We start from the raw sequence: 22,351 nt of genomic DNA, 5'->3' as shown, positions 1-22,351 counted from the left end.
AATTTAATTTGAGGCACCTAAACCAGCCTCCCCGAAACCATTGTTTTTTGAATATCTATATGACCATAAACAATTTTATAGGATGCCTTCCCCCGGTGCAGGCTTACCGTTCCGAAACCCGTTTCAGTAGAGAGGAAGCTTGTAAAATCGCCGATTTTTGAATCCACATGCAGGGTTTTATCTACCGCATCATACCGCACGCCTGTTAAGGCCTGTAAATAACCGTAGCTTGAAAGTGCGCGGGCATACCAGCTGCCACATTCATATTCATTAAAAGGGTTGCGGATGCGTCCGTCGTACCTGTCTCGCGATGCGCGCACAATCTCCAGCCCCTCTTTTACATACCCCATCAGCATCAGGTGCGACGCTACCTGGTGCTCAATGCCTGTCCATACCTCATCGCTGTAAACAAAAGGCAACGACAGTTTACCGCCTTTGGGCCAGGTGCATAACAACAGGCCACCTTCATCGCCTAATGCGTAAGTGGGGCGCTGCGGGTTGGCGTGCTCGCTCAGGTTTTTCTTCAGGTTATATTTATAAACAGCCAGCAGGTGGCTTTTTATTTTTTGGGGATCGATGGTTTCTTCAACCCCGCACATCCGCCCTATCCAGGCACCCAAAATGCCATCCGATAAGCAGCCTTTGCCATATTGGTATTTGGGGCCTTCTTTTTGAAGCAGTTCCTGTGCTTCTTTTGAATATTCGCCACCAAATGATTGCGCCTTAGCCGGGTCCTTTGCGTTTAATCCTTTATATGCTATTTCCTGGATAAAATATTCGCCATCGTACAGTTCTGTTTCAAGCAGTTTTTTTGCTTTGGCGGATAGTTGCTCATATTCCCGGATGTCCTTGTTTAAGGTTTTCCCCATAGCGATCATAGCGTTTAATGCACCGCAGTAAAAGCTGGTATGCATCCCATCGCCGCCCCAAAACTCAATATCATAGGTATTGTGATGCGGCTCTTCGATAGCGCCACGGTGCCTTGGGTCCCAGGTGCTGATGCAATAATCCATGCTGGTTTTTACCATGGGGTACATTTTTTTGAGCCAGGTATGATCGCCACAAATACGCCATTCGCGGTAAACTTTCATAATACCGCCTAACTGGCCATCGGCCGCTGCGTGAAAATCGTGTTTAGTGGGCTGAATCGGCAGGTTGGCCCTGAAAGTCTGATGTCCGTTGGCGTCCTGGTTTTCGCAAAATTCGGTATGTCTTAAACTTCTTTCAAGCGCCGGAAACAAATGCGGAACCGCCTGCGCATAGTTCCAAACATGGGTGCAGGAGCCGTGGCAGCAACCCCAGTTATCGCCGCAACCTTCAAAACTCCATAACCGGCCGTCAAACTGCCGCATTACCGTTGGTGATTTTAATATGGACAGATTTGATGCCACCGCCTCCATAACTTCGGGCGGTAAGGTCGATGAAAAGAACGCATCTTTAAAAAGCGTTGATTTTTCCCTTAGTTCAGTATAGCTTTTTAACCAGTAAGCGCTCACTTCTTCAATATTGGCAAACTTGCTGCTGTACCAGGGTTTGTAGAATTTGCCGCTAAAGCCCTTATCGTATTTGTCAATAGCCAAATCTTCGGGCGTATTACAGCAACCTGTCGCCGGGTCGCAGTTTTCTTTACGCGTTCCCATTTGCCCGTAGGTTTGTTCCGAGTCTGGCGTGTACCAGGCAAACATTACTTTTATTGTTTTTTCCTTTCCGGGTAAAAGTTTAAAAGGCACATACAAACTTGCGCCCGGTGCATCTTTTTCAACCGGCGGGTTTGACTTGTACTTGCCGCTTTTTATCTCGTTCCAGGCCATAGTAATCGGATCCCACCAACCGCCGCGGAACCAGCAATGGTCAACCAAAGTGTCCCCTTCATCCGTAAAAATTGCAAAATCGGTTCTAAAAGGCTTTTCATTAGTTCCGGCTTCCGTTAAAATAAAACCATTTTGGATAGGGCGAATGGCGTTTTTTCCGCTGTCGACGGTCAAAAAGTTCTTGGTATTAAATGAAAAAATGGCTTCAAGGGGATTTTTACCTGTATTGGAAAACTTATATTCAATTGCGCCAACCGGTAAACCCGAATTGTCTTCATCGGTTGGAATAAACGGACTCCAGCCGGTTAGCTGCACTTTTAACGGAAGATCATTATCTGTAATATTTATATAAGCAAACGGGAACCTGGCTTTGAAACTGGCATGATGAAAATGGGGTAATCCGGTTGTAGCGCCACCCAATCCGTTGGCCGCCTCCTTTAAACCGAATTTTTTCCAGTCGGGCACCGGGCCCTCCAATAGTTTAGCCCCGTTTGTAATGCCTTTAACTGATACCGCAGCAAAAAGGCCCGGTTCATTAAATATATCGGGCGTATTTTTAACGGATACGTGCGAGATAGCGCCTGATCCCTCCAAACAAAACATGCCCGCCCCCAAACCCCCGATCGGAAAAGCAACGCGGCTTAAATGTTGCCCGGTATAGGCTGAGTTATAGGAATGTTTCGCAGCTTGTTCACCGGATGAAGCTGCCTCCTCGCGGTTTAATTTTGGGGGATCTGCAATACCTAACTTCCGCAACGGTAAAATGGCCGCTGCACTGCCTACGCCAATATTTTTTAGAAAGTCCCTCCGGTCAGACTTATTTTTCATACGCAATAAATTGTAGTAACGGAATAATTGGAAGCCACAATTTAGTTAAAATTATTAATAAAGCGGCTTGCAAAATGGTATTTACTGCTTGGGCAGCACGGGCAATAATTGTAATATTACACATCGAAAAAATAACGAAGCAATGGCTGATAGTAAAATTATTTATGCAAGGGAATCTGCACTAAATCCTGATGAATTTATTGATGTATTGAGAAGAAGCACACTGGCCGAACGCCGCCCGGTTGACGACCCTGAAAGGATAAAACTAATGTGCCGGAATGCCAATTTAATTATAACCGCGCGGCAAAATGGCTTACTCGTCGGCGTTGCCCGTTCGATAACTGATTTTGTGTATTGTACTTACCTGTCCGACCTGGCGGTTGACAGTTCGCTCCAAAAACAAGGTATAGGGGTGCGGTTAATCCGGGAAACAAAAAAGCATAGCATACAAGCAAAATTAATCCTGCTTTCGGCTCCGGCTGCCGTAAATTATTATCCAAAAATTGGCATGAAACGCCATGAGTATTGTTTTATGCTTGACGACATCAATGACCTGGAAGTATAGTATTAACTAAATTGCAGCGCTTTTTGCTCGTTTAATAACTCCATGCATTCTGTTGCAATCTCCAATTCCTCGTTGGTAGGGATCACCAAAATTTTAACGGGAGAGCTGCCGGCGTTTATTTCGTGCGTGTCATTTATTCGTAAACTGTTTTTTTGTTCATCTATCCGGATGCCGAAAACATCCATTTCCTGGCAGATCATTTGCCTGATCAAGACATCATTTTCACCAATACCGGCCGTAAACACGATTGCATCAAGGCCATTGAGTGCCGCGGTGTATGAACCGATATATTTTTTTATACGATAGGCAAACATTTCAAAAGCCAGCAGGGCATTAGGATCACCTTCTTCAATCAGCCTTTTTATATCACGCATATCACTGTAACCGGTAAGGCCAAACATGCCACTTTCCTTGTTCAGGATACTGCTCACCTGTTTGATATCATACCCCAGTTGCGTCATCATATAAATTAATACAGATGGATCTATACTGCCACTGCGGGTTCCCATAATTAAACCTTCCAGTGGAGTAAGCCCCATGCTGGTATCAATGCACCTGCCTGCATTTACAGCGGCCATGCTGCAGCCGTTACCCAGGTGTATGGTAATAAGTTTTGCCTTAGGGTTATTGAGGTAATTTAACGCTTTATCAGTTACGAATTTATGGCTTATACCGTGAAACCCGTATACGCGGATTCCATGGTCGTGATAGAAAGTTTGAGGGATGGCATACCTGAAAGCTTTCTCGGGCAGTGTCTGGTGGAAAGCGGTATCGAAAACACAAATATGGGTTGCTTTGTCAAATAATTTTTGGGCCACCTGTATGCCCTGGTAACTGCCGGGATTATGCAGAGGAGCCAGGGCAAATATTTTTTTTATTTCCTCTTTAACCTCTTCGGTAACAATGGTGGTTTTTGTTAAAGTTTCGCCGCCATGAACGATGCGGTGCCCTACTACGTTAATATCATCAGGGTTTTGTATTACACCTATTCCCGGTTCGGTTAAAAGTTTTGCAGCTTCGTGCATGCCAACATCATGATTGGGTATATCAAGGGTTAAGCTGATCACTTTTTCCTGGCCATCCGTATAAACTTTGTGTACAATACCTGAGTTTGGCAGCCCGATCCGTTCGATCAGTCCAAAACATACCGGTTTTACAGATGGCATTTTAAACAGTTGGTATTTGATAGAACTGCTACCACTATTGATTACAAGAATATTCATATCAGGCTACTAATTCTGGTTTGGGTTGGTTAACTTCCTGGCCCTGGATTGCGGTAATAACAATGGTATTGAAAATATCATCGGCAGTGCATCCACGACTGAGATCGTTAACTGGTTTATTTAATCCCTGCAACATCGGGCCGATTGCCAAAGCTCCCGTTTCGCGTTGCACGGCTTTATAGGTATTGTTGCCGGTATTCAAATCGGGGAAGATCAATACACTTGCCTGCCCGGCTACTTTTGAATCCGGCATTTTTTGTTTGCCTACAACCGGATCAACAGCTGCGTCGTATTGTATCGGGCCTTCAACTTTTATGTCCGGGCGTTTACTCCTTACAATGTTGGTAGCATTACGCACCTTGTCAACATCTTCGCCGACGCCCGAGGTTCCTGATGAATACGAAAGCATCGCCACCCTGGGTTCAATGCCAAAACGTTTCGCCGTATCAGCAGATGAAATGGCAATTTCAGCCAGCTGTTCGGCGGTAGGATTAGGGTTTACTGCACAGTCGCCAAACAAACAAACCCTGTCTTCAAGGCACATAAAAAACACTGAAGATACTGTTTGGATGCCCGGCTTGGTTTTGATGAACTGAAGGGCGGGCCTTATTGTATGCTGGGTGGTATGTACCGCGCCGGAAACCATTCCGTCTGCTTCGCCTTTATAAACCATCATGGTGCCAAAGTACGATACATCGGTCATCAGGTCGCGGGCCATTTCAAGGGTCACGCCTTTGCTTTTACGCAGCTCGAACAAGGTATTGGCGTAATCCTCCAGTTTTTCAGAAACCGTAGGATCTATAATTTTTGTTCTGTCGGGAGCTATTACTAATCCCAGCCGCTTAATCGAATCGTTGATGTCAGTAATGTTGCCCAATAAAATAAGATGAACAACGTGCTGGCTCACCAGGCGTGCCGCTGCTTTTAACACACGGTCATCATTACCTTCAGGCAATACAATGGTTTTGGTTTGGCGCTTTGCCCATTTAACCAACTGGTATTGAAACATATGACTGGTAATAGCATCAGATTTGTAGGTGATAATACTTTTATCCAATGCGGTTACGTCAACATATTTATTGAACATGTCAATGGCAAGCTGCACTTTTTTAGGGTCATCAGGCGTTATTCTGGGCTTAATTGCGCCAATTTCCGCGCTGGTCTGGAAGGTTCCCATTTCAACAGAAATAATTGGCACTATATTATGCAAGCCTTTAACCAGCCGCATAACCGGCTCTTCGGGCATAATTCCCGCGGTTAACACAATGCCTGCAACTTTTGGATAACTTGATGACAGGTTGGCCTGTAATGAGCCTATAATAATATCGCCCCGGTCGCCGGGTGTTACAATCAGCACATTTTCTTTAATAAAACTTAAAAAGTTAGGCAATTGCATTGCTCCCGTCACGAAGTTGTCCACACGGTTACTCAAATAATCGCCACCAAAAAGAAGTTTACCATGCAGACTTTCACAGATATCTTTAATGGTTGGGTTTTGAAGGCCGGGTGCGCAAGTGATCACGGAAATAATAGTATCTTCAGGTAATTGCGCAGAAAGCACTTCTTTAATACTATCCACCTGGCCCAGTTGGGCCTTGTTAACAATAACACCTAAAACCTGTACTTCATGATCCTTAAAATTATGAAAGAAATTTAAACTTTCGTTTGTTATTTGCGCAGTGGTTTTATTTTCGCCTGAAACCACCAGTAATGCCGGGCTACCAAGGTTTTTAGCGATCAGCACATTAAGTTCAAACTCAAAGGCTACGCCTTCGCTGGTAAAATCGCTACCCTCCAAAACTGTGAAATCATAGCTTTCTTCAATTTTTTTAAACTTGTTGATGATCGTATCAATCATCTCTCCCCGGCTCTCCCGCTCAATATATTCAAGTGCTTCCTGCCTGGTAAAAGCGTATGCATCTTCGTACTTTATAGGCAGTTTAAAATATTCAAGTATCGTTTGGATGTGTGTATCTTTTTTTCCTTCGGATCAAAGTTGATCACCGGTTTAAAGAAACCTATTTTTTGAGTTTTGCACAGGAGCATATTCACCAGCCCAATAGTAACTACGGACTTTCCACTGCCGGGCTCGGCAGAAGCTATAAAAATAGTTTTAGCCATTTTTTTTAAAAAGATTTTGTGTAAATATCGGGTTAAAAATTCTTTTAAGAGGCGTTTCCTTCAGCTAAACCGTGTTTGCTGTGGTCAAATACCGAATTTTTTACAGTTTGACAACTATGCAACACCTCATCGAGCCTCCACTTTAAATGTGTATAAGTTTCAATAAGGCCCAGGTCAAAGTCTTCTTTCTTTTGCGTAATCAGCGGTTCCAGTTGGCGCAGGTAAGCGTTCATTTCCTCTTTTAAACTGAGATAGGTTTTTTCGATGCCGGTAAGCTTTTCAATTTCTCCCTTTTTTTCGGCCTTTGCAGCCATGTTGGCGGTCAACTTATTTAAAAAAGCTAGTTCGCTGTCTAAAAAATCAAGGTCTGCTATCCATTGTTTTGCTTCCAGGTAAAGTTCCTGCAGCTCGGTATTCAATTCGCCGTCTTCAATTGCTGTTGTCATGGTCGTTAAAATAATATCCAAAATTCCCGGATTTCCAATAAAATTCTATTGATAACTATCAGCGTAAAAAGTGATCCTCGTCAGTTTTTGGTTGTTATTTATACTAATCATTTTTTAAATGACCAATAAAATACATTAGTTAAAAATGAAACCTATCTGCAGGTTTAGGCCAACCGAAGCAGCAAGGCTGTTGCCAAACCTTACCGGTGTTGAAAGCGCAACAAAGTAATTTACATCTTTTGAACGCAGGTAAACCTGGTTAAATACCGGGGTAAATCCATACCGGCCCTGCGTCTCAAAAGCCAGGCGGGTAATAATAGTAAACCCATGTTGAAAGCGAAACATAGTACCTGGATCGAACAAAATATTGCTGGTTTTACTGGTGCCGCCGCCCGCTTTTATAGTAGGCGTAATTTCATAACTGAAGCCGAATTTATCGCTATAAAGAACGTTAATTCCGACAGGAAAACCGACACTTGTAGTGCCATTGAAGTTATGCGTGGTAGAAGTTGATACAGTAACCAGCGGGAAAATAAAGCTGAGGTAGCCAACCACTTTTGGGTAAGACGGCTTTACACCTGTTTGGGCCGTTATTTTAGCCTGGTTAATTGCAGAATCGGGCAGTTGGGCCTGGGCCAACAGTTTGCACGAACACGCAGCGAGTAAAAAAAAGAGGAAAAGGAATTTGAAATTAAATGCATAAGTTTTCTTTGAAGGTATGAATGTGGCCATAAAAGTTTAAAATTAAAATAGGCTTTAAGGTTGTGCTTTAAGTCAAATATCGTTATATTTTTAAATATATAACGATGTTTAAAAAAAACAGGTCAGCCTTTTAGTCTTTGGGTTTCATCTTCCAAAAAGGCTGCGAACCTTTTTCGCAGCTCCCGATGATATTCAATTAAAACTTTTGCTTCTTCAGTGATGGTTGAGCCGCCTCCCTTTTCGCCGCCGGTGCGGGGGATTACAACCGGGTTTTGTGTTTGGGAGTTTAGCGCGTTTACCAGCTCCCATGCTTTTTTGTATGACATTTGCATTTGTTTTGCGGCTTCGCTGATGGAGCCTGTTTCGGCGATCCGTTCGAGCAACTCCACAGGCCCGGGGCCGAAAAAATGCTTCCCGTCCGATTCCAGCCATAAACTGCCGCTCACTTTTACCCTTGCATCTTCCTTTAAAATGGTTTTTATTTTTTTATTCATTTCTATTGTTCAAGATTAGTAAAAAATGCCGTACGGTTTTAAACAGTTTTGTCAAATGATGATAAACTATGATTTTTTTGTTGAAAGACTTGATATATTTGCAGCCCCAATTACCCAACATCCAATGGAGAGGTGTCAGAGCGGTTCAATGTGCCTGATTCGAAATCAGGTGTACTGTCAAAGGTACCGGGGGTTCGAATCCCTCCCTCTCCGCATTATGATACAAATAGCTGCTAAATCATTGATTTTTAGCAGGCTATTTTCTTTTGAGTTATTACCTTTCATTAATAGTTTAAACAAGCATCAGTACAATTAGCTGAAAATGAGCTATTTTTGGTGTTTTGTGTATTCGAATCCCTTTCTCTTTTACGGTAAATCAGTTTTATGGCAGGGAAATCACAACGTAAAAAACCAAGAAAATTTAGATCTAAAAATCAATGCTTTTCCATGCCCAAAATGAGGTGGAAATAGCAAAAGTTTTACTCTATCTTATTGCGAAGCTAATTATTGAAGGAATATTATAAAGCAGAAGACAAAACAATTAACTAACAAAGTTCATTTCAATAATAAAAAAGCTGTCTGAAATATTACTTTCAAACAGCCTCTTTTTTCGTTTGGTAGTCCGAAGATTATCAACAAATACCACGGAGGCTTGGAAACTACCGACGAAGATAGCCTTGATTAGTTCACTACGTCAACCTAAAAACTCCAATTCCTCTTTTGAAAGCGAAATGTCAGATGCCTTTATGTTTTCTTTCAGATGCCCGATGGATGTAGTGCCGGGAATTGGTAATATCCACGCAGACTGTTGAAGCAGCCACGCGATGTTGAGTTGCGCAATCGTAACACCTTTTGTATCTGCTAACTCTTTCATCTTGTCCTGCCCGGTTGGTAATGACGTTTGTAGTGAAAAGAAAGGAATAAAGGGAATCTGATGTTCCTCGCACAAAGGCAGCAGCTCACCACCCTGAAATCCGTAAGGACTCGCCTGATCAGTAACCCGCTGCGTATAACTATACATATTCTCTACACTGGCAACTTTACCCATTTTGATCGCGGTATTAAACTGATCAATGGTTGCGTTACTGAGTCCTAAATGCAGTATTTTACCCTCTTTTTGCAACGCCATCATGGTTGCTAAGCCTTCTTCATAGTCTCCCGGACTAGTCGCTGCTTTACCATAATGCACTAAAGGTAGTTGTTCTATTTTTAGTTGTTTTAGGTTGTTTTCGACACTCGTTCTCAATTCCTCAGGCTCGCCGTAAGGCAGCCAGCTTTTGTCAGTTCCCCGTTTTGCTCCAACCTTTGTAGCAATAATAAGGTCAGCAGGATATGGATATAAGGCCTCTGCTAATAATCTATTGGTTACCCCCGGCCCGTAAAAATCTGCGGTGTCGAAAAAGTTAACACCAAGTTCTACGGCTTTTCTCAAAAGTGCAATGGCGCCATCGCGATCTTGTGGTTCTCCATAGAAACCTTCACCAGTCAAACGCATAGTTCCATAACCTGGTCTACGAGCGGCTAGCGGACTTGTCGTGTCCGCTCCAATAATAATTTCTTCGTTTCTCATTTTTTTAATTTAAATCGTAGTTTCTAATGTTTTCCTGTATAATGTTGGTGTTATCCCCATGAATCTTTTAAAGAATTTGGTAAAATTTGAAATGTCATAATCTAGCCTGTGAGCGATCGCCCCGATAGCTAAAGTCTTATCAGCTAAAAGTTTTTTTGCTTCCAATAAGATCCGTTGCTCGTAAAAGTAGCAGGCATGATGACCCGTTTCTAGTTTGATAACTTTACTCAGATGAACAGGATGCAGGCCGATGATAGAGGCAATCTGTTTTAGTTCGTACATTTTTTCTATTCGTCCAGCAATGAAGTCATCAAGATGGCTGTCTAAGATCTGCTTGAATTGGGCCAAAATCTCAGCTTTCCGGGAAATATAAGCATCAGGGATACTATCTATCATTTTTTGTCCTTTATTAATGTGTCAAAGGTATTAAAGTAGTTTACCAAAAAATGGTGAAGAGTCAAGTTGTAGCTTTTATCTTGCTGATTTGATTAGCTTTGGAGATTCTTTCAATTGATGAAAAAGTCGGTTTTGCTTGGTGCGTCGTGTTGGCAATATTCGGACTTTGTAACATTGATTTGGAACTATTTTAAACCATCGAAAAAGGTCAAAAATGGTATAAGGTGTTCGATTGGAGTCCCCGTCTCTCCGCAATTTTGACGACAAAACACAGCAAAAGCCTGCAAATTAAATAATTGCGGGATTTTGTCATAGCCAGGGTTTCAAACACCAACGCGCCTTTACTGTTGATTATTTTTAATCTTTTCAGGATAAACGGCTATGCCGGTTATTACAAACGCCCTGCGGGCTACCAGGGAAAGATCTTTAATGAACTTTCCTTTTTTATTTTCGTAATTTTCAGCCGTTAAACCAATAAATTAATATTTAGTCTTTTGCTATAACATATAAATTTAATTATGAGAAAGTTAAACTTATTTTTCGCCGTTTTGCTGTTGCCGGCAGTAACTTTTACCTGCTTCGCACAAGCCCCGCGCATTCCCGAAGCCAGTTCAACCCAAACCATTATCCAGGATTTCGGGCTTGGTAAAATAACCATCACCTATTCACGGCCAAATGTAAAAGGCAGGATAATATTTGGCGGCATTAATCCATGGGGCCAGGTATGGCGCACCGGGGCAAATTCAGCAACCACCATTAATTTCAGCGAAAATGTGATCATGGAGGGTAATAAGGTGCCAGCGGGGACATACTCGTTGTTTACCATTCCTGAAAAGAATGAATGGACCATCATACTAAATAAGGTGGTAAAGCAATGGGGCGCCTATAGCTATAAAGATTCCGAAGATTTTCTGCGTTTTAAAGTAAAGCCTATCCATCTGAAGGAAAAACGGGAAACCTTTACCATCCAGTTTGCTAACGCTACCACACAGTCAAACGACCTGCACCTGGTTTGGGACCTTACGGAAGTCTCTATCCATATGCAAACTGACGACGACGCGCAGATCACCGCTAATATTGACGCTTTGATGAAAGGCGAACACAAGCCCTACTTTAATGCCATTCAATATTATTACGAGAATAACAAAGATATGAACAAGGCCCTGGCCTGGGCCCTGGAGGCTGAAAAGGCTGAACCTGGCGCCTGGTACCAGTTATGGGAGGCCCGGATCAGGTTAAGGATGGGTGATAAAACCGCGGCGATTACTGCCGCTAAAGAAGGCATCAGGATGGCGCAGGCAAACAAAGATGATGAATATGTACGCCTCAACCAGGCAGTGATCGACCAGGCTGGTGAGTGATTTTTTATTTCGGAAACCGCCTGCCCGCAGCAGGGAGGGATATTCAACCCGATAGCTACCGGGTTCGGATTTTAAACTATAAGATAATTGCAGCTACCCTCTTTTTTGCTTGCAAAAGAGACGATAGACGGGCGTAGCGCAGTCGGGGAGAGTCCACCCGTAGGACATTAGCGCCATTGCATGGCATTCGCTGTCCTGCGAGCAGCAGAGAGCGAAAATGAATTTTTAAAACACCTGTTATTTCGGAATTTCGAATTGCGTTCTTATATGTCCGTAATAGCATTCTCCCGGACGAGGGGATTGATTGCCGCTGCAATGATGATCACCAGGATACAACCGATCATATTTAGCCATAAATAAGCTACCAGCTCAAAATTACCCAGGATAATTATAAGTATCTCTGTAATAATTGCTGCAATAAATACAGCGCTCCCTTTTATATTTTTAAGGTAAAAAGCCACTACGAACACGCCTAAAATGGTGCCGTAAATGTAGGAGCCTAATTTATTCACGTACTCCAGTAAGTTACCAACTTTACTTGCATACAGGGCCATCCCGATACAAACCAGGCCCCAGAAGACGGTTGCCAGTCTTGATGCATTAAGGTAGTTCTTATCGGTAGCATTGGGGTTCAGTATCCGCCGGTAAATATCTACCACTGTAGTTGATGCCAATGAATTTAATGCACTGGCCGTTGAACCCATGGAAGCCAGGAAAATAATAGCTACCAGCAAACCGATCAATCCACGCGGCAAATATTGGGTAACAAAAGTGAGGAATACGTAATTGGTGTCGTCTTCATTCGCCTTATCATTATTCTTTTTCATTACCGCGATGGCCTGTTTGCGGATTGCCATTGATTGTCCATCGGCTGCTTTTAAAGCAGCCTGCGCTTTATTGATTTGGGCTTGATCTTTACTGTCGAAGGCTTTTACCAGGTCATCCGCTTTGTTTTTACGCTGTTCAAACACCGCCGTATACTGGTTTTCCAGCTGGTTATATTGTGCCGCATAACTACTTTTCTTCACCTGTTTCACCTCGTACTGATTAAAAAACATAGGCGGGCGGTTAAACTGGTAAAAGGCAAAAACCAAAACCCCAATCAGCAGGATCAAAAACTGCATCGGTATTTTAACCAGGCCGTTCATGATAAGGCCCATGCGGCTCTGTCCTACCGAACTGCCTGTCAAATAGCGCCCCACCTGGCTTTGGTCGGTGCCGAAATAGGATAATTGCAAAAAGAAGCCGCCGATAACGCCGCTCCATATATTATATTGATTTTTGGGGTCGAATTTCCAGTCGATCACGTTCATCTTTCCCAGCTTACCTGCCAGTTTAATCGCGTGGCCAAAACCTATGCCACCGGGCAACAGGTGAACCACCATCACCCCTGCAAAAAACATCCCCAAAAAAATAATGCTCATTTGCAGCAGCTGGGTGTATGACACTGCTTTGGTGCCGCCGTAAACAGTATAAAAAATCACCAGCCCGCCGATAAACAGCGTAGTGTAAACGGTGTTGATGTTCAGGATAGTGGATAAGATAATGGAAGGCGCGTAAATGGTTATACCCGTTGAAAGTCCGCGCTGGATCAAAAATAAAAATGAAGTGAGCGCCCGTGTTTTCAGGTCGAAGCGTTGCTCCAGGTACTCATAAGCGGTATAAACTTTAAGGCGGTGGAATATAGGCACAAAGGTTACGCACAGCACGATCATGGCCAGCGGCAGGCCGAAGTAAAATTGAACAAAGCGCATCCCGTCCGAATAGGCTTGCCCGGGGGCAGAAAGAAAAGTGATGGCGCTGGCTTGCGTAGCCATAACCGAAAGGCCCACATGGTACCAGCGCAGGGTGCGCCCGCCCATCAGGTACTGGCCGATGTTTTGGCTTTGCCCGCTTTTCCAAACACCGTATGCAACGATGCCGAGCAACGTAAGGCCCAAAACTATCCAGTCGGCTAAGCTCATTTATAACAAATGGTAATGAGCCAAAACAGGATGATCAGCAGAACCAGCCAGCCAATAACTATGGCATAAAATTGGTTCCAGCTACGGATAAATGACGGCAGGTCCGGATCAGGCGTTTTCACGGCCTTTTACCAAAAGCTGGCGGAAAAAGCCAGCAAAAAGGAAACCTACAACCCCTAAAATAACCACCAGCTCCCAGGTTTGGTTGATAACCACCCCTATAAACAAGCCGGTTAAGGTACCAACCACGGTAAATATAGTTTTGTAGTTTTTTTCGTCTTCTTCGTTATGATGATGTGCCATGAGTTGTGTTTTATCGTTGCAAATATATTAATTGAGTTTTGATTTTTTGTGCTTTTAAAACAAGTCCGAATGACTGCCTAATCTCATAAGTATTATTTCTTTTTCTTCAGTTATTTCAAACCAGATGATTAATAAGTCGGGTTTGATATGTGCCTCCCAGTTGTCTTCGAATTCCCCGCTCAGTTTATGCGACCTATGTTTTTTATCAATCCCTGCAACTCCATTTTCCTCAAGTTTTTCTAAGAAATCAACAATTAATTCAACATTTTTAGCAGACCGTTTTTTTGCCGCTTTAACATCCTTTTTAAACTGGTTAGTTGGCTTTAGTGTGAACATTTATAAGGAATCGATAAAAGAGCGTACGTTTTCAATAGGTTTTTCGACCCCCTTTCCAGTACGCGCGTCTTTAATAGTTTTAACCGTTAAAGCATTTGGTGTTTCTGACACCTCGGTCTTAACGATCTTGATATTAAATTTTTTTAATAATTCCTTAAAAATTTTAACTTCTTTATCCGGTATTTCGATTGTTAAAGTTTCCATCTGTTTTCACGAATTTTATACAAAGATAAAAATTACAAATTTAAATATCCTGGCATATTTTTTAACCTCACGGTTGATTCTTCGGCTTACTCAATAAATTCACAAACAGCCGGTATGCTCCCGGAACCCCGGCGGGCAATTGCCTGAAGAAGGCCAGCGAGGTATAAACAAACCTGCCCTGCCCGTAATTACCCACGATCACCGCACCATTAGTTGCCGCTTCGCCAGGGTCATTCATTTGCAGCGGGGCTTTGTAGTTAGGGTCTATGTCCCCAACAAAGTACAAGCCGCGTTCCTGTACCCAGCCGTTAAAATCATCCTGAGTAATTTTGTTTGGATAGTTAAGCAAGGGCTCTTGCGGATCTAAGACCGTAATTTTGGCATCCTCATCTGTAACCCTTTTGTTTACTACGTTGAACGGATACGGACCGATATTTTTGGTGGCCAGCCCGTTGTTGTTATTATACTGTACTACCAGGTTGCCTCCGTTCTTCACATATTCCAGCAGTTTTGGCTGTTCAACCGCCAGGCGGGGATTTACATTGTAGGCCCTAACTCCCGTAACTATGGCATCGTATCCCGACAGGTCGCCGTTCAGGATTTCATTTTCCGTTAATATATGAACGTCATAGCCAACCTGTTTCATGGCATCCGGCACCAGGTCTCCTGCACCGGGGATATAGCCGATCTTTTTACCAACAATATTTAAATTAAGGTCGATCAGTTTAGCCTCTGCCGGTGGGAACAAAGTAATATTTGGGATGTGCTCATATTTAATGTGCTGTATGCCCATTGAAAAAGTTTTGCCGCCTATTTCAACAATGGCCTCCATTTCAGTGGCTTGGGGTTGATTGCCGGTTGGCGTCACTTCAAAATTCACCGCCCATTCATCACCCTTATTTTTCCCGGTAAAATCAATTTTTTCTGGGCTCGCCTTCCAACCCGCCATTGGTTTTATAGTGATGCTTCCGGCGGTTTTGGTGAAGCTTTGCAGTTTAATCTCTACGTCCTGCGGTTTTTTTGAATTGAAGATGTAGTTTTTTGCGGTGATATTGGCGGTGACGGGCGGCGTAATTTCAACTGGTTGGTAAATTTCGCCTTTTGCAGGGTCAACATATTTATATGCCAGTTTTCTGTCAAACACAATTGAATGACCATCAATCTGAAAAGTAAATTCAACCATCGGCGCATCCGGGTTTTCCGGATTGCCAATATTGCCGGCATTGCCAACTTCATAGGTGCCTATAGGGTGCGGCGATTCCAACCAATAGGGCTGCGATATTTTACCGGCTATGCAATCATTGCTAAACGTCTGTAATTCATTTGCAGGGATAAATTTATCCTTACCGGTGACCGGCAGATCATAATGGGCCATCGGCTCCATAAAGTCTGAAGTGCTGCCAGTGTTATCAGCGTGCTGTATTACTGTTAAACCGTTTAATGTGATGTTCAGTCCGTAACGGCTGATCACCTGCGAACGGATATTCATCTGGTCGCCCAGGGCGTAGGTAGGTTCGGCGGTGTAAGCCTCAAACCACAATCCTGCGCAAGCCGCTATTATATTATTCAGCTCTTCAGTTTTCTGCTCCTTCCAATATTCATCCGGTGTTTTATCAATTTTGTCAATTAAAGCAACCAATGACTTTACAGATTTTTCCGGATGATCCCTATCAAAATCCTTCCGAACCTTTTCAATCTCCGACCCTATAGCTTCACCTCCATTTACCCTTCCCCAGCTGGTGTTTACGCCATCCATCAGGTCGGTTTTCGGGGCATCGCCTAAAATGGTTTTAAAAAACTCAAATGCCTGGCCGCGTTGCCTGGCCGAGCCAAAGCCCTGTGTTTTATGGTTGGACCGGCTTTCTGCAGCCATTTCGCCATAGCCTTTGCCAATGATGGGGTTATAAACACCCACATCAATTTTAAACTGGTCGGGCGCAGTGGTATTAACGGTGCCGAAACTAAAGGTGTTCCATAGCAGGCGCTTAGCTTGCCAGGTTTGCACATATTTTAATTGGTCAGGAAACCGATTTGGGTCGGCAGCTGCCGAAAATGCTTCCTGCGCCAGTATGGCCGATGAAGTATGATGCCCGTGCCCGCCTTCGCCGGTAGTGGGGAACCGGCAGATGATCACATCAGGCCTGAATTTGCGGATCACCCAAACCACATCGCTCAACACTTTTTCTTTATCCCATATTTTTAAAGTTTCATCCGGCCCTTTTGAGAAACCAAAATCGTTGGCCCGGGTAAAAAACTGTTCCGCGCCGTCAACTTTACGGGCAGCCAGCAATTCCTGGGTGCGGATCAGGCCCAACAGTTCACCCTGCTCATTACCGATCAGGTTTTGGCCGCCATCGCCGCGTGTCATGGAAAGGTACCCGGTGCGGTAATGCTTTTCCTGGGCAAGGTAAGCCAGCAGGCGCGTATTTTCATCATCAGGGTGAGCGGCTACATAGAGCACGCTGCCTAAAACATCTAATTTTTTAAAATTCTGCTCGATGGAAACCAGGTCGGCAGGCGGCGCAGTTTGTGCAAAACCAAACTGTGCTATAAAAAAAAAGAAAAAAATAATTTTGATGCGGTTCATAGCTAACAAATATATTGAAAGATATTTTGCATATTAAAGTGTATCCATAATTTAACAATGCGAGGATATTTCGGATTTCCCCTGCCTGCCGCAGGCAGGGATGTTCAATTTTTCGCAATTATTTATTTTGGGTGCTCAAGATGGCTTCGTCGTTTCGGATTTGTTTGGTTTTGCGCTTTTTGCAGTGGTCGCTAATTATATTGAACTGACTGGTAACATTGCAACCTTACAACTTTCCAACATTACAACCTTCCAACACCCCCTGTCGAATTTTTAACTGCCTGATCGTAATTAAAATAATTAAAAACAATATTTATTTCCCGGTTGTTAATCAATCGCTTAAGTTTTTCTCATTGATTATCAAATACTTAATCTAACTTGACAAAACAATGACCAAGCCAATCAATCGTTTGATTAATTTTGTTCAAGAAATACAATGGATAAAGATAAAATTGATAAAAAGGATCATATCCTTGATGTAGCCGAAAGGGTGTTTTCGGACCTTGGCTTCGACGGGGCCTCTACCCGGATGATCTCGGGCGAGGCTGGCGTGAACATGGCAATGCTCAATTACTATTTTGGGTCGAAGGAAGGGCTGTTTCTTGCGGTTTTTGAACGGAAAATCTCTTCATTTCAAACATTGCTTCAAAATATTGGCAACGATGAAAGCATATCATCGTGGGACAAGCTGGAAAAATGCATTGATAATTATGTTGACAGGATGATTGTCAATAATTGCTTTCAGAAACTGATCAACCGCGAAATGTCCATGGGTAAACGTTGGGACCTTACAGATAAGATCACCGAAATATTGATGATCAATGTGATGGAGTTTAAAAAAATATTTGAAGAAGGGATCAAAAACGGCAGCTTCGGGAAAGATATCGATCCCGAACTGATGATAGCGACCATTTTTGGCACTAAAAATTATATTATTAACGCGCCACATATAGCATCTTTAATGCTGGGGCACGATATCCGGGATGAAGCATTTTTGGAAGAAAAATTCAAACCGAGGTTCAAAACGTACATGAAACAGCTCTTAAAATCTTACTTAATGAACAACAATGACTAGACTGAATAAACACACCAACCTTAAATTTTTTAATGCCGCGGCCGCTGCGTTCAAACGTTTCATTGCCCCGGCAATTGTTTTAATCTTGCTTGGCTTTAATGCTGTTAACGCCCAGGACAGGGTGATCACCCTTGATGAAGCCTTGAAAATGGGCCTGGCAAACAGCAATGTAGTAAAGCTTTCAAAATCAAAGATCGACCAGGCCATTTCGCAGTATAACCAGGCGAAAGACAACATTCTGCCTACCGGTAAGGCGAGTTTTACTTATAACCGGGCTGAGATCCCGGCAAACAAGCTGGATTTTGGCCCTGCAAGCTTAACCTTGCCAAAAAGCGCTGACGCGTTTCTGGGTATTGCCTCGGTTAACGAAGTAATTTACGGAGGTAACCGTTTAAAATATGCAGAACAATCAACAGAATTGTTGGCACAGATCTCGCGGATTGATGCAGAAAACGATAAGGATGCCGTAGCTTACGATATCATCAACCAATACTATAATCTTTACAAAGTTTTAAAAAGTAAAAAAGTTGTTGAACAAAACCTGGCAACGGTGGATCAGCAAATAAAACAAGCACAGCGTTTTTTCGACCAGGGTATTGTTACCAAAAACGATGTGCTCCGGTTCCAGCTGCAACGCTCAAATATTGAGTTAAACGGCATAGATTTGGAGACCAACCGAAAAATTGTGAACTATAACCTCAATATATTGCTTGGTTTACCCGAAGGAACACAATTAGCTATTAACGATATTGCTGAGGCCGACAGGCCGGTAGCACCTGTAACCGCCTATATTGATACGGCCTTGACGCTGCGTACTGAAGTCAGATCGCTTGATCTCCGCTCGCAGGTTGCCGAAACAAATGTTAAAAATATTAAAGCCAATGCGCTGCCAACGGTAAATGCATCGGCCGCGGCCTACTATATCGATACACAGATAGATCCTTTTCCTCAGAGCGGAAAATATATTTTACCCCTCACCTTAGGTGTCGGCGTTTCATGGAACTTCTCGACCCTGTGGACCAATAAAAATAAAGTAGCAGAGGCGAAGATCCAACAGGATGAAGTGTCGCTCAACAAGCTCATCACCATGAATAATGTGAGGCGCGAGGTGAACGAGGATTATCAAAACTACATGATGGCGCTTGATAAAATAAAATTATTGCAAACATCTATAGAACAGGCGGGAGAAAACAACAAGATACTCGAATCAAAATACAAAAGCAATATCGCCTCAGCAACTGACAGGGCCGATGCAGAAACATTGCTTTACCAGGCGGAGATCAACCTCGAACTGGCGAAAGCCGATGCCGGACTGGCCTATTATACCTTAATAAAATCAACCGGAAAACTCAATAAGTAGCTGTACAGATGAGCAAATATGCAGATAATCAGAAATCAACAATTACACTACTCATTAATTCACTAAATCACTAATTCAACAATTAAAAATACGATGGCAAAGGCAAATGACTCAATGGAAAATGAACCTAAAAAGAAACCAAACAAAGTACTCCCGATTATTTTAGGGCTGATACTTGTAATCGGCATTATTTTCGGGATCAAAGAATATATATATTACGGTAAACACGTTGATACCGACGACGCACAAATTGACGGCGACATCAGCCCGGTTGTTGCGCGGGTAGGCGGTTATGTGGACAGCATCTTCTTCCAGGAAAACACACACGTTAATAAAGGCCAGGAGCTGGTAAAAATTGACGACAATGATTATAAAATAAAAGTTGAACAGGCAGAAGCCGCGAAAACCGGTGCAAGCCAAAATATCAATGTAGGGCAATCGCAAATTTTTGAAAATGCGGCCAACTCTTCAAGCGCTAAAGCTAAAGTGGCATCTGCTGCAGCTCAACTGGATAAAATTACCAAGGATTATGCACGTTATGCAAACCTGGTACAGGATGGATCAATCACCAAGCAGCAATTTGACCAGGCCAAAGCCGACCTGGAAACTGCACAGGCTAATTACCGGGCTGCGCAGGACCAGTATAAGGCGGCCGTTGAACTTGAAGGCGCGGCAAAGAATCAACTGAATGTTACCCATACAGGCGTAACACAGAAACAAGTGGATGTTGATTATGCAAAATTGCAATTATCGTACACCCAGATAAAATCACCGGCCAGCGGCATGGTGTCAAAAAAGAACGTTCAGGTAGGGCAGCTGGTTCAGGCCGGGCAAACCTTATTCTCCATTGTTAACGATAGCAGCATCTATATCACCGCTAACTTTAAAGAAACCCAATTGGATAAGATCCGTTCCGGACAAAAAGTTGAAGTAGAAGTTGATGCTTACCCTGAAATGAAATTAAAAGGAGAAGTGTTCAATTTTTCACCGGCAACCGGCGCCAAGTTTTCTTTATTGCCTCCTGACAATGCCACCGGCAACTTTGTAAAGGTTGTACAGCGTGTGCCTGTAAAAATTAAGATCAGCGGCAGCAAAGAAGATATGGACAGACTTCACCCGGGGATGAGCGTGAATGTTTCTGTGATCGTTGCTGAATAAGTCCATGGTCCATGGTCGATAGTCCATGGCAGAAAATAACAGTTTATTGGTTTTTAACCATGGTCCATGGACTATGGTCTATCGACTAAAAATTAACACTACAATAAAAAATAATGGCTGAAACTGGCTTTAGAAAGTGGATCATTACGATCACGGTTATCGTTGCTTCGTTACTGGAGCTGATCGATACCACCATCGTAAACGTATCCTTGCCTGTCATCCAGGGCAACCTGGGTGCCACGCTGGAAGATGTTGCCTGGGTGGTTACGGGATACGCCGTTGCGAATGTAATTGTACTCCCCATGTCCGGATGGCTTGGAAGCCGCTTCGGGCGAAAAAATTATTTCATCACCTCTATCGTTGTATTTACTATTGCCTCCTTCCTTTGCGGAAACTCCACCAGCCTGGATGAACTGGTGCTTTTCAGGATATTGCAGGGACTAGCCGGCGGTGGGTTAATATCAACTTCGCAAGCTATACTAATCGAGACCTGGCCCCGCGAACAAATCGGAACCGCAACTGCGTTGTTTGGTTTGGGAGCTGTAGTTGGGCCCACTGTAGGGCCAACTATAGGTGGCTATATTACCGACCACGCTACATGGAGGTGGATTTTTTATGTAAATATACCTGTCGGCGCTATTGCAGCATTTTGTGCTTACACCTTTGTGAGGGAAACGCCAAAAGAAGCAAAAGGAAAGCCGGTTGACTGGTGGGGAATTGCCCTGCTGGCTATAGCGGTAGGCAGTTTGCAAACCATATTGGAAAAAGGTGAATCGGAAGACTGGTTTGCAAAAACCTACATACTTGTGCTCACCATTGCCGCAATTTTAGGCGTGTTCCTGTTTATATGGCGCGAAATGAGTATCGATTACCCGATAGTAAACTTCGGGATCATGCGGCATCGAAGTTTCGCGGTGGGTATGTTCACCTCCTTTGTTCTCGGGTTTGGCCTGTATGGGTCCGTCTTCGTGTTCCCGGTATTTTGTCAAAACCTGCTCGGCTTTTCGGCGCAGCAAACCGGCGAGCTTCTATTCCCTGGTGGATTGTGTACGATCATCATGATGCCCTTTATCGGCAAGATGCTTAACAGGGGCATACCGGCGCAATTTATGGCCACAGCGGGCATGTTCTTGTTCTTTGTATTCACTACAATGCTAAGCAACTCAACCCTCGGCACCGGAGAGAAAGATGTATTGATCCCCTTGTTGATAAGAGGTGTAGGCATGGCCCTGCTGTTCGTTCCGTTAACTACGCTGGCAATTGCAGATTTGAAAGGGCCCGAATTAGGCCAGGGCACCGGATTAAACAATATGATGCGCCAGCTGGGCGGCTCGTTCGGGATTGCGGTATTAACTACCATAATCCATATCCGCACAGCAAAACACAGGAGCGACCTGTTATCGAACATCAACCCATATAACAATGCATTTAACGACAGGCTGAATATGCTGCAGCATGCCTTTATGGCAAAAGGCAAATCAGCAACAGATGCATTGCATATGGCATATATGGCTATTGAAGGCGCAGTAACCCGTCAGTCAATCTTACTTACTTATGATGATGCTTACTGGATCTCGGGCCTGGTAATGCTGTTTTCGATCCCGCTGCTCTATTTGCAGCCATTTAAGAAAGCGGCTAAACTGCCGGTCGATGCCCACTAAAAGCAAAAAGCCGTCCGCCAAAGGCGGGCGGCTTTCCCCAAAAAACTACAATTAAAATTTTATCACCGCCCCGGTATCCTAACTACCTCAAAGAAAATATATTATTTCGCCAGGGTTTATTTAATCTAGGGTATAAATGTAATAGTTTTTTGAGGATAAACGCAAATTTTATTTGTAGGGTTTAAT

General features: G+C 43.4%; 22 protein-coding genes and 1 tRNA gene. 8 read left to right on the top strand and 15 right to left on the bottom strand.

The window, feature by feature from the left end; translation table 11 throughout:
- Nucleotides 1-17: 17 nt before the first annotated feature.
- Nucleotides 18-2,639: a GH116 family glycosyl hydrolase gene (locus MgSA37_RS27185; RefSeq protein WP_096356889.1), complete on the bottom strand. Its 2,622-nt coding sequence runs from the start codon at nucleotides 2,637-2,639 to the stop codon at nucleotides 18-20.
- Nucleotides 2,640-2,781: 142 nt separating this feature from the next.
- Here MgSA37_RS27185 and MgSA37_RS27180 point away from each other — a divergent pair, with 142 nt between their 5' ends.
- Nucleotides 2,782-3,204, top strand: a complete 423-nt coding sequence (locus tag MgSA37_RS27180) for a GNAT family N-acetyltransferase (protein ID WP_096356887.1) — start codon at nucleotides 2,782-2,784, stop codon at nucleotides 3,202-3,204.
- Nucleotides 3,205-3,206: 2 nt separating this feature from the next.
- On the opposite strand, the gene MgSA37_RS27175 is transcribed toward MgSA37_RS27180, so the two are convergent.
- From MgSA37_RS27175 to MgSA37_RS27155, 6 genes are all read right to left on the bottom strand, one after another.
- Nucleotides 3,207-4,427, bottom strand: coding sequence for an acetate/propionate family kinase (locus MgSA37_RS27175; protein WP_096356885.1), 1,221 nt, complete (start codon nucleotides 4,425-4,427; stop codon nucleotides 3,207-3,209).
- 1 nt (nucleotide 4,428) lies between these two features.
- A complete protein-coding gene (gene pta, locus MgSA37_RS27170) occupies nucleotides 4,429-6,360 on the bottom strand; it encodes a phosphate acetyltransferase (RefSeq protein WP_262497489.1) in 1,932 nt (643 codons plus the stop codon).
- Nucleotides 6,357-6,548 (bottom strand): AAA family ATPase, encoded by a 192-nt coding sequence (locus MgSA37_RS29485; RefSeq protein ID WP_262497460.1) that lies wholly within the window; start codon nucleotides 6,546-6,548, stop codon nucleotides 6,357-6,359. Before MgSA37_RS29485 ends, pta begins: the two co-directional genes overlap by 4 nt.
- Nucleotides 6,549-6,592: 44 nt before the next feature.
- Nucleotides 6,593-6,994, bottom strand: a complete 402-nt coding sequence (locus tag MgSA37_RS27165) for a hypothetical protein (protein ID WP_096356883.1) — start codon at nucleotides 6,992-6,994, stop codon at nucleotides 6,593-6,595.
- 135 nt (nucleotides 6,995-7,129) lie between these two features.
- Nucleotides 7,130-7,726 (bottom strand): hypothetical protein, encoded by a 597-nt coding sequence (locus MgSA37_RS27160; protein WP_096356881.1) that lies wholly within the window; start codon nucleotides 7,724-7,726, stop codon nucleotides 7,130-7,132.
- A gap of 92 nt (nucleotides 7,727-7,818) precedes the next feature.
- Entirely contained in the window at nucleotides 7,819-8,190 is a 372-nt protein-coding gene (locus MgSA37_RS27155; RefSeq protein ID WP_096356879.1) for a winged helix-turn-helix domain-containing protein, read from the bottom strand.
- A gap of 126 nt (nucleotides 8,191-8,316) precedes the next feature.
- Between MgSA37_RS27155 and MgSA37_RS27150 the strand changes: the two genes are divergently transcribed.
- Nucleotides 8,317-8,403: transfer RNA gene (locus MgSA37_RS27150), tRNA-Ser, on the top strand.
- A gap of 481 nt (nucleotides 8,404-8,884) precedes the next feature.
- Here MgSA37_RS27150 and MgSA37_RS27145 read toward each other — a convergent pair.
- Nucleotides 8,885-9,760, bottom strand: a complete 876-nt coding sequence (locus MgSA37_RS27145) for an aldo/keto reductase (protein WP_096356877.1) — start codon at nucleotides 9,758-9,760, stop codon at nucleotides 8,885-8,887.
- Nucleotides 9,761-9,769: 9 nt separating this feature from the next.
- The gene (locus tag MgSA37_RS27140) at nucleotides 9,770-10,156 is read right to left on the bottom strand and encodes a helix-turn-helix domain-containing protein (RefSeq protein ID WP_096356875.1); all 387 of its coding nucleotides are present in this window, start codon (nucleotides 10,154-10,156) and stop codon (nucleotides 9,770-9,772) included.
- A gap of 296 nt (nucleotides 10,157-10,452) precedes the next feature.
- On the opposite strand from MgSA37_RS27140, the gene MgSA37_RS28480 reads away from it, so the two are divergent.
- Nucleotides 10,453-10,626: a hypothetical protein gene (locus MgSA37_RS28480; RefSeq protein ID WP_157750763.1), complete on the top strand. Its 174-nt coding sequence runs from the start codon at nucleotides 10,453-10,455 to the stop codon at nucleotides 10,624-10,626.
- A gap of 48 nt (nucleotides 10,627-10,674) precedes the next feature.
- Entirely contained in the window at nucleotides 10,675-11,517 is an 843-nt protein-coding gene (locus tag MgSA37_RS27135; protein ID WP_096356873.1) for a DUF2911 domain-containing protein, read from the top strand.
- A 263-nt stretch (nucleotides 11,518-11,780) separates the two neighbouring features.
- Here the strand turns inward: MgSA37_RS27135 and MgSA37_RS27130 are convergent, their stop codons facing one another.
- The 6 genes from MgSA37_RS27130 to MgSA37_RS27110 form a co-directional block, all read right to left on the bottom strand.
- Entirely contained in the window at nucleotides 11,781-13,481 is a 1,701-nt protein-coding gene (locus MgSA37_RS27130) for a sodium:solute symporter (RefSeq protein WP_096356871.1), read from the bottom strand.
- On the bottom strand, nucleotides 13,478-13,603 hold the full coding sequence (locus tag MgSA37_RS29480; RefSeq protein ID WP_260146675.1) for a hypothetical protein: 126 nt from the start codon (nucleotides 13,601-13,603) through the stop codon (nucleotides 13,478-13,480). Before MgSA37_RS29480 ends, MgSA37_RS27130 begins: the two co-directional genes overlap by 4 nt.
- A complete protein-coding gene (locus tag MgSA37_RS27125) occupies nucleotides 13,590-13,784 on the bottom strand; it encodes a hypothetical protein (RefSeq protein WP_096356869.1) in 195 nt (64 codons plus the stop codon). The genes MgSA37_RS29480 and MgSA37_RS27125 overlap by 14 nt, the downstream gene beginning before the upstream one ends.
- A gap of 54 nt (nucleotides 13,785-13,838) precedes the next feature.
- Nucleotides 13,839-14,120, bottom strand: a complete 282-nt coding sequence (locus MgSA37_RS27120; protein WP_096356867.1) for a type II toxin-antitoxin system RelE/ParE family toxin — start codon at nucleotides 14,118-14,120, stop codon at nucleotides 13,839-13,841.
- Nucleotides 14,121-14,324, bottom strand: coding sequence for a hypothetical protein (locus MgSA37_RS27115; protein WP_096356865.1), 204 nt, complete (start codon nucleotides 14,322-14,324; stop codon nucleotides 14,121-14,123).
- A gap of 67 nt (nucleotides 14,325-14,391) precedes the next feature.
- Nucleotides 14,392-16,911 (bottom strand): PIG-L family deacetylase, encoded by a 2,520-nt coding sequence (locus tag MgSA37_RS27110; protein ID WP_096356863.1) that lies wholly within the window; start codon nucleotides 16,909-16,911, stop codon nucleotides 14,392-14,394.
- Between the two features lie 436 nt (nucleotides 16,912-17,347).
- Here MgSA37_RS27110 and MgSA37_RS27105 point away from each other — a divergent pair, with 436 nt between their 5' ends.
- The 4 genes from MgSA37_RS27105 to MgSA37_RS27090 all read left to right on the top strand — a co-directional run bounded on the left by MgSA37_RS27105 (nucleotide 17,348) and on the right by MgSA37_RS27090 (nucleotide 22,165).
- Nucleotides 17,348-17,986 carry a TetR/AcrR family transcriptional regulator gene (locus MgSA37_RS27105; RefSeq protein WP_096356861.1) on the top strand — a complete coding sequence of 213 codons (639 nt, stop codon included), beginning with the start codon at nucleotides 17,348-17,350 and terminating at the stop codon, nucleotides 17,984-17,986.
- Nucleotides 17,979-19,346 (top strand): TolC family protein, encoded by a 1,368-nt coding sequence (locus tag MgSA37_RS27100; RefSeq protein WP_096356859.1) that lies wholly within the window; start codon nucleotides 17,979-17,981, stop codon nucleotides 19,344-19,346. The genes MgSA37_RS27105 and MgSA37_RS27100 overlap by 8 nt, the downstream gene beginning before the upstream one ends.
- Before the next feature lie 93 nt (nucleotides 19,347-19,439).
- Nucleotides 19,440-20,504, top strand: coding sequence for an HlyD family secretion protein (locus MgSA37_RS27095; RefSeq protein ID WP_232010743.1), 1,065 nt, complete (start codon nucleotides 19,440-19,442; stop codon nucleotides 20,502-20,504).
- Between the two features lie 113 nt (nucleotides 20,505-20,617).
- Nucleotides 20,618-22,165 (top strand): DHA2 family efflux MFS transporter permease subunit, encoded by a 1,548-nt coding sequence (locus MgSA37_RS27090; protein ID WP_096356857.1) that lies wholly within the window; start codon nucleotides 20,618-20,620, stop codon nucleotides 22,163-22,165.
- The last annotated feature ends 186 nt before the right edge of the window (nucleotides 22,166-22,351 follow it).

The sequence above is a fragment of the Mucilaginibacter gotjawali genome, from assembly GCF_002355435.1.
Classification (GTDB): domain Bacteria; phylum Bacteroidota; class Bacteroidia; order Sphingobacteriales; family Sphingobacteriaceae; genus Mucilaginibacter; species Mucilaginibacter gotjawali.
Note: the sequence above shows the minus strand (reverse complement) of the source record. Positions and strands in the feature narration are given on the sequence as shown.

Coding starts and splice junctions, on each gene's coding strand:
- MgSA37_RS27185 (WP_096356889.1), bottom strand. CDS start 2,639: ATGAAAAATAAGTCTGACCGGAGGGACTTTCTAAAAAATATTGGCGTA.
- MgSA37_RS27180 (WP_096356887.1), top strand. CDS start 2,782: ATGGCTGATAGTAAAATTATTTATGCAAGGGAATCTGCACTAAATCCT.
- MgSA37_RS27175 (WP_096356885.1), bottom strand. CDS start 4,427: ATGAATATTCTTGTAATCAATAGTGGTAGCAGTTCTATCAAATACCAA.
- MgSA37_RS29485 (WP_262497460.1), bottom strand. CDS start 6,548: ATGGCTAAAACTATTTTTATAGCTTCTGCCGAGCCCGGCAGTGGAAAG.
- MgSA37_RS27165 (WP_096356883.1), bottom strand. CDS start 6,994: ATGACAACAGCAATTGAAGACGGCGAATTGAATACCGAGCTGCAGGAA.
- MgSA37_RS27160 (WP_096356881.1), bottom strand. CDS start 7,726: ATGGCCACATTCATACCTTCAAAGAAAACTTATGCATTTAATTTCAAA.
- MgSA37_RS27155 (WP_096356879.1), bottom strand. CDS start 8,190: ATGAATAAAAAAATAAAAACCATTTTAAAGGAAGATGCAAGGGTAAAA.
- MgSA37_RS27145 (WP_096356877.1), bottom strand. CDS start 9,760: ATGAGAAACGAAGAAATTATTATTGGAGCGGACACGACAAGTCCGCTA.
- MgSA37_RS27140 (WP_096356875.1), bottom strand. CDS start 10,156: ATGATAGATAGTATCCCTGATGCTTATATTTCCCGGAAAGCTGAGATT.
- MgSA37_RS27135 (WP_096356873.1), top strand. CDS start 10,675: ATGAGAAAGTTAAACTTATTTTTCGCCGTTTTGCTGTTGCCGGCAGTA.
- MgSA37_RS27130 (WP_096356871.1), bottom strand. CDS start 13,481: ATGAGCTTAGCCGACTGGATAGTTTTGGGCCTTACGTTGCTCGGCATC.
- MgSA37_RS27125 (WP_096356869.1), bottom strand. CDS start 13,784: ATGGCACATCATCATAACGAAGAAGACGAAAAAAACTACAAAACTATA.
- MgSA37_RS27120 (WP_096356867.1), bottom strand. CDS start 14,120: ATGTTCACACTAAAGCCAACTAACCAGTTTAAAAAGGATGTTAAAGCG.
- MgSA37_RS27115 (WP_096356865.1), bottom strand. CDS start 14,324: ATGGAAACTTTAACAATCGAAATACCGGATAAAGAAGTTAAAATTTTT.
- MgSA37_RS27110 (WP_096356863.1), bottom strand. CDS start 16,911: ATGAACCGCATCAAAATTATTTTTTTCTTTTTTTTTATAGCACAGTTT.
- MgSA37_RS27105 (WP_096356861.1), top strand. CDS start 17,348: ATGGATAAAGATAAAATTGATAAAAAGGATCATATCCTTGATGTAGCC.
- MgSA37_RS27100 (WP_096356859.1), top strand. CDS start 17,979: ATGACTAGACTGAATAAACACACCAACCTTAAATTTTTTAATGCCGCG.
- MgSA37_RS27095 (WP_232010743.1), top strand. CDS start 19,440: ATGGCAAAGGCAAATGACTCAATGGAAAATGAACCTAAAAAGAAACCA.
- MgSA37_RS27090 (WP_096356857.1), top strand. CDS start 20,618: ATGGCTGAAACTGGCTTTAGAAAGTGGATCATTACGATCACGGTTATC.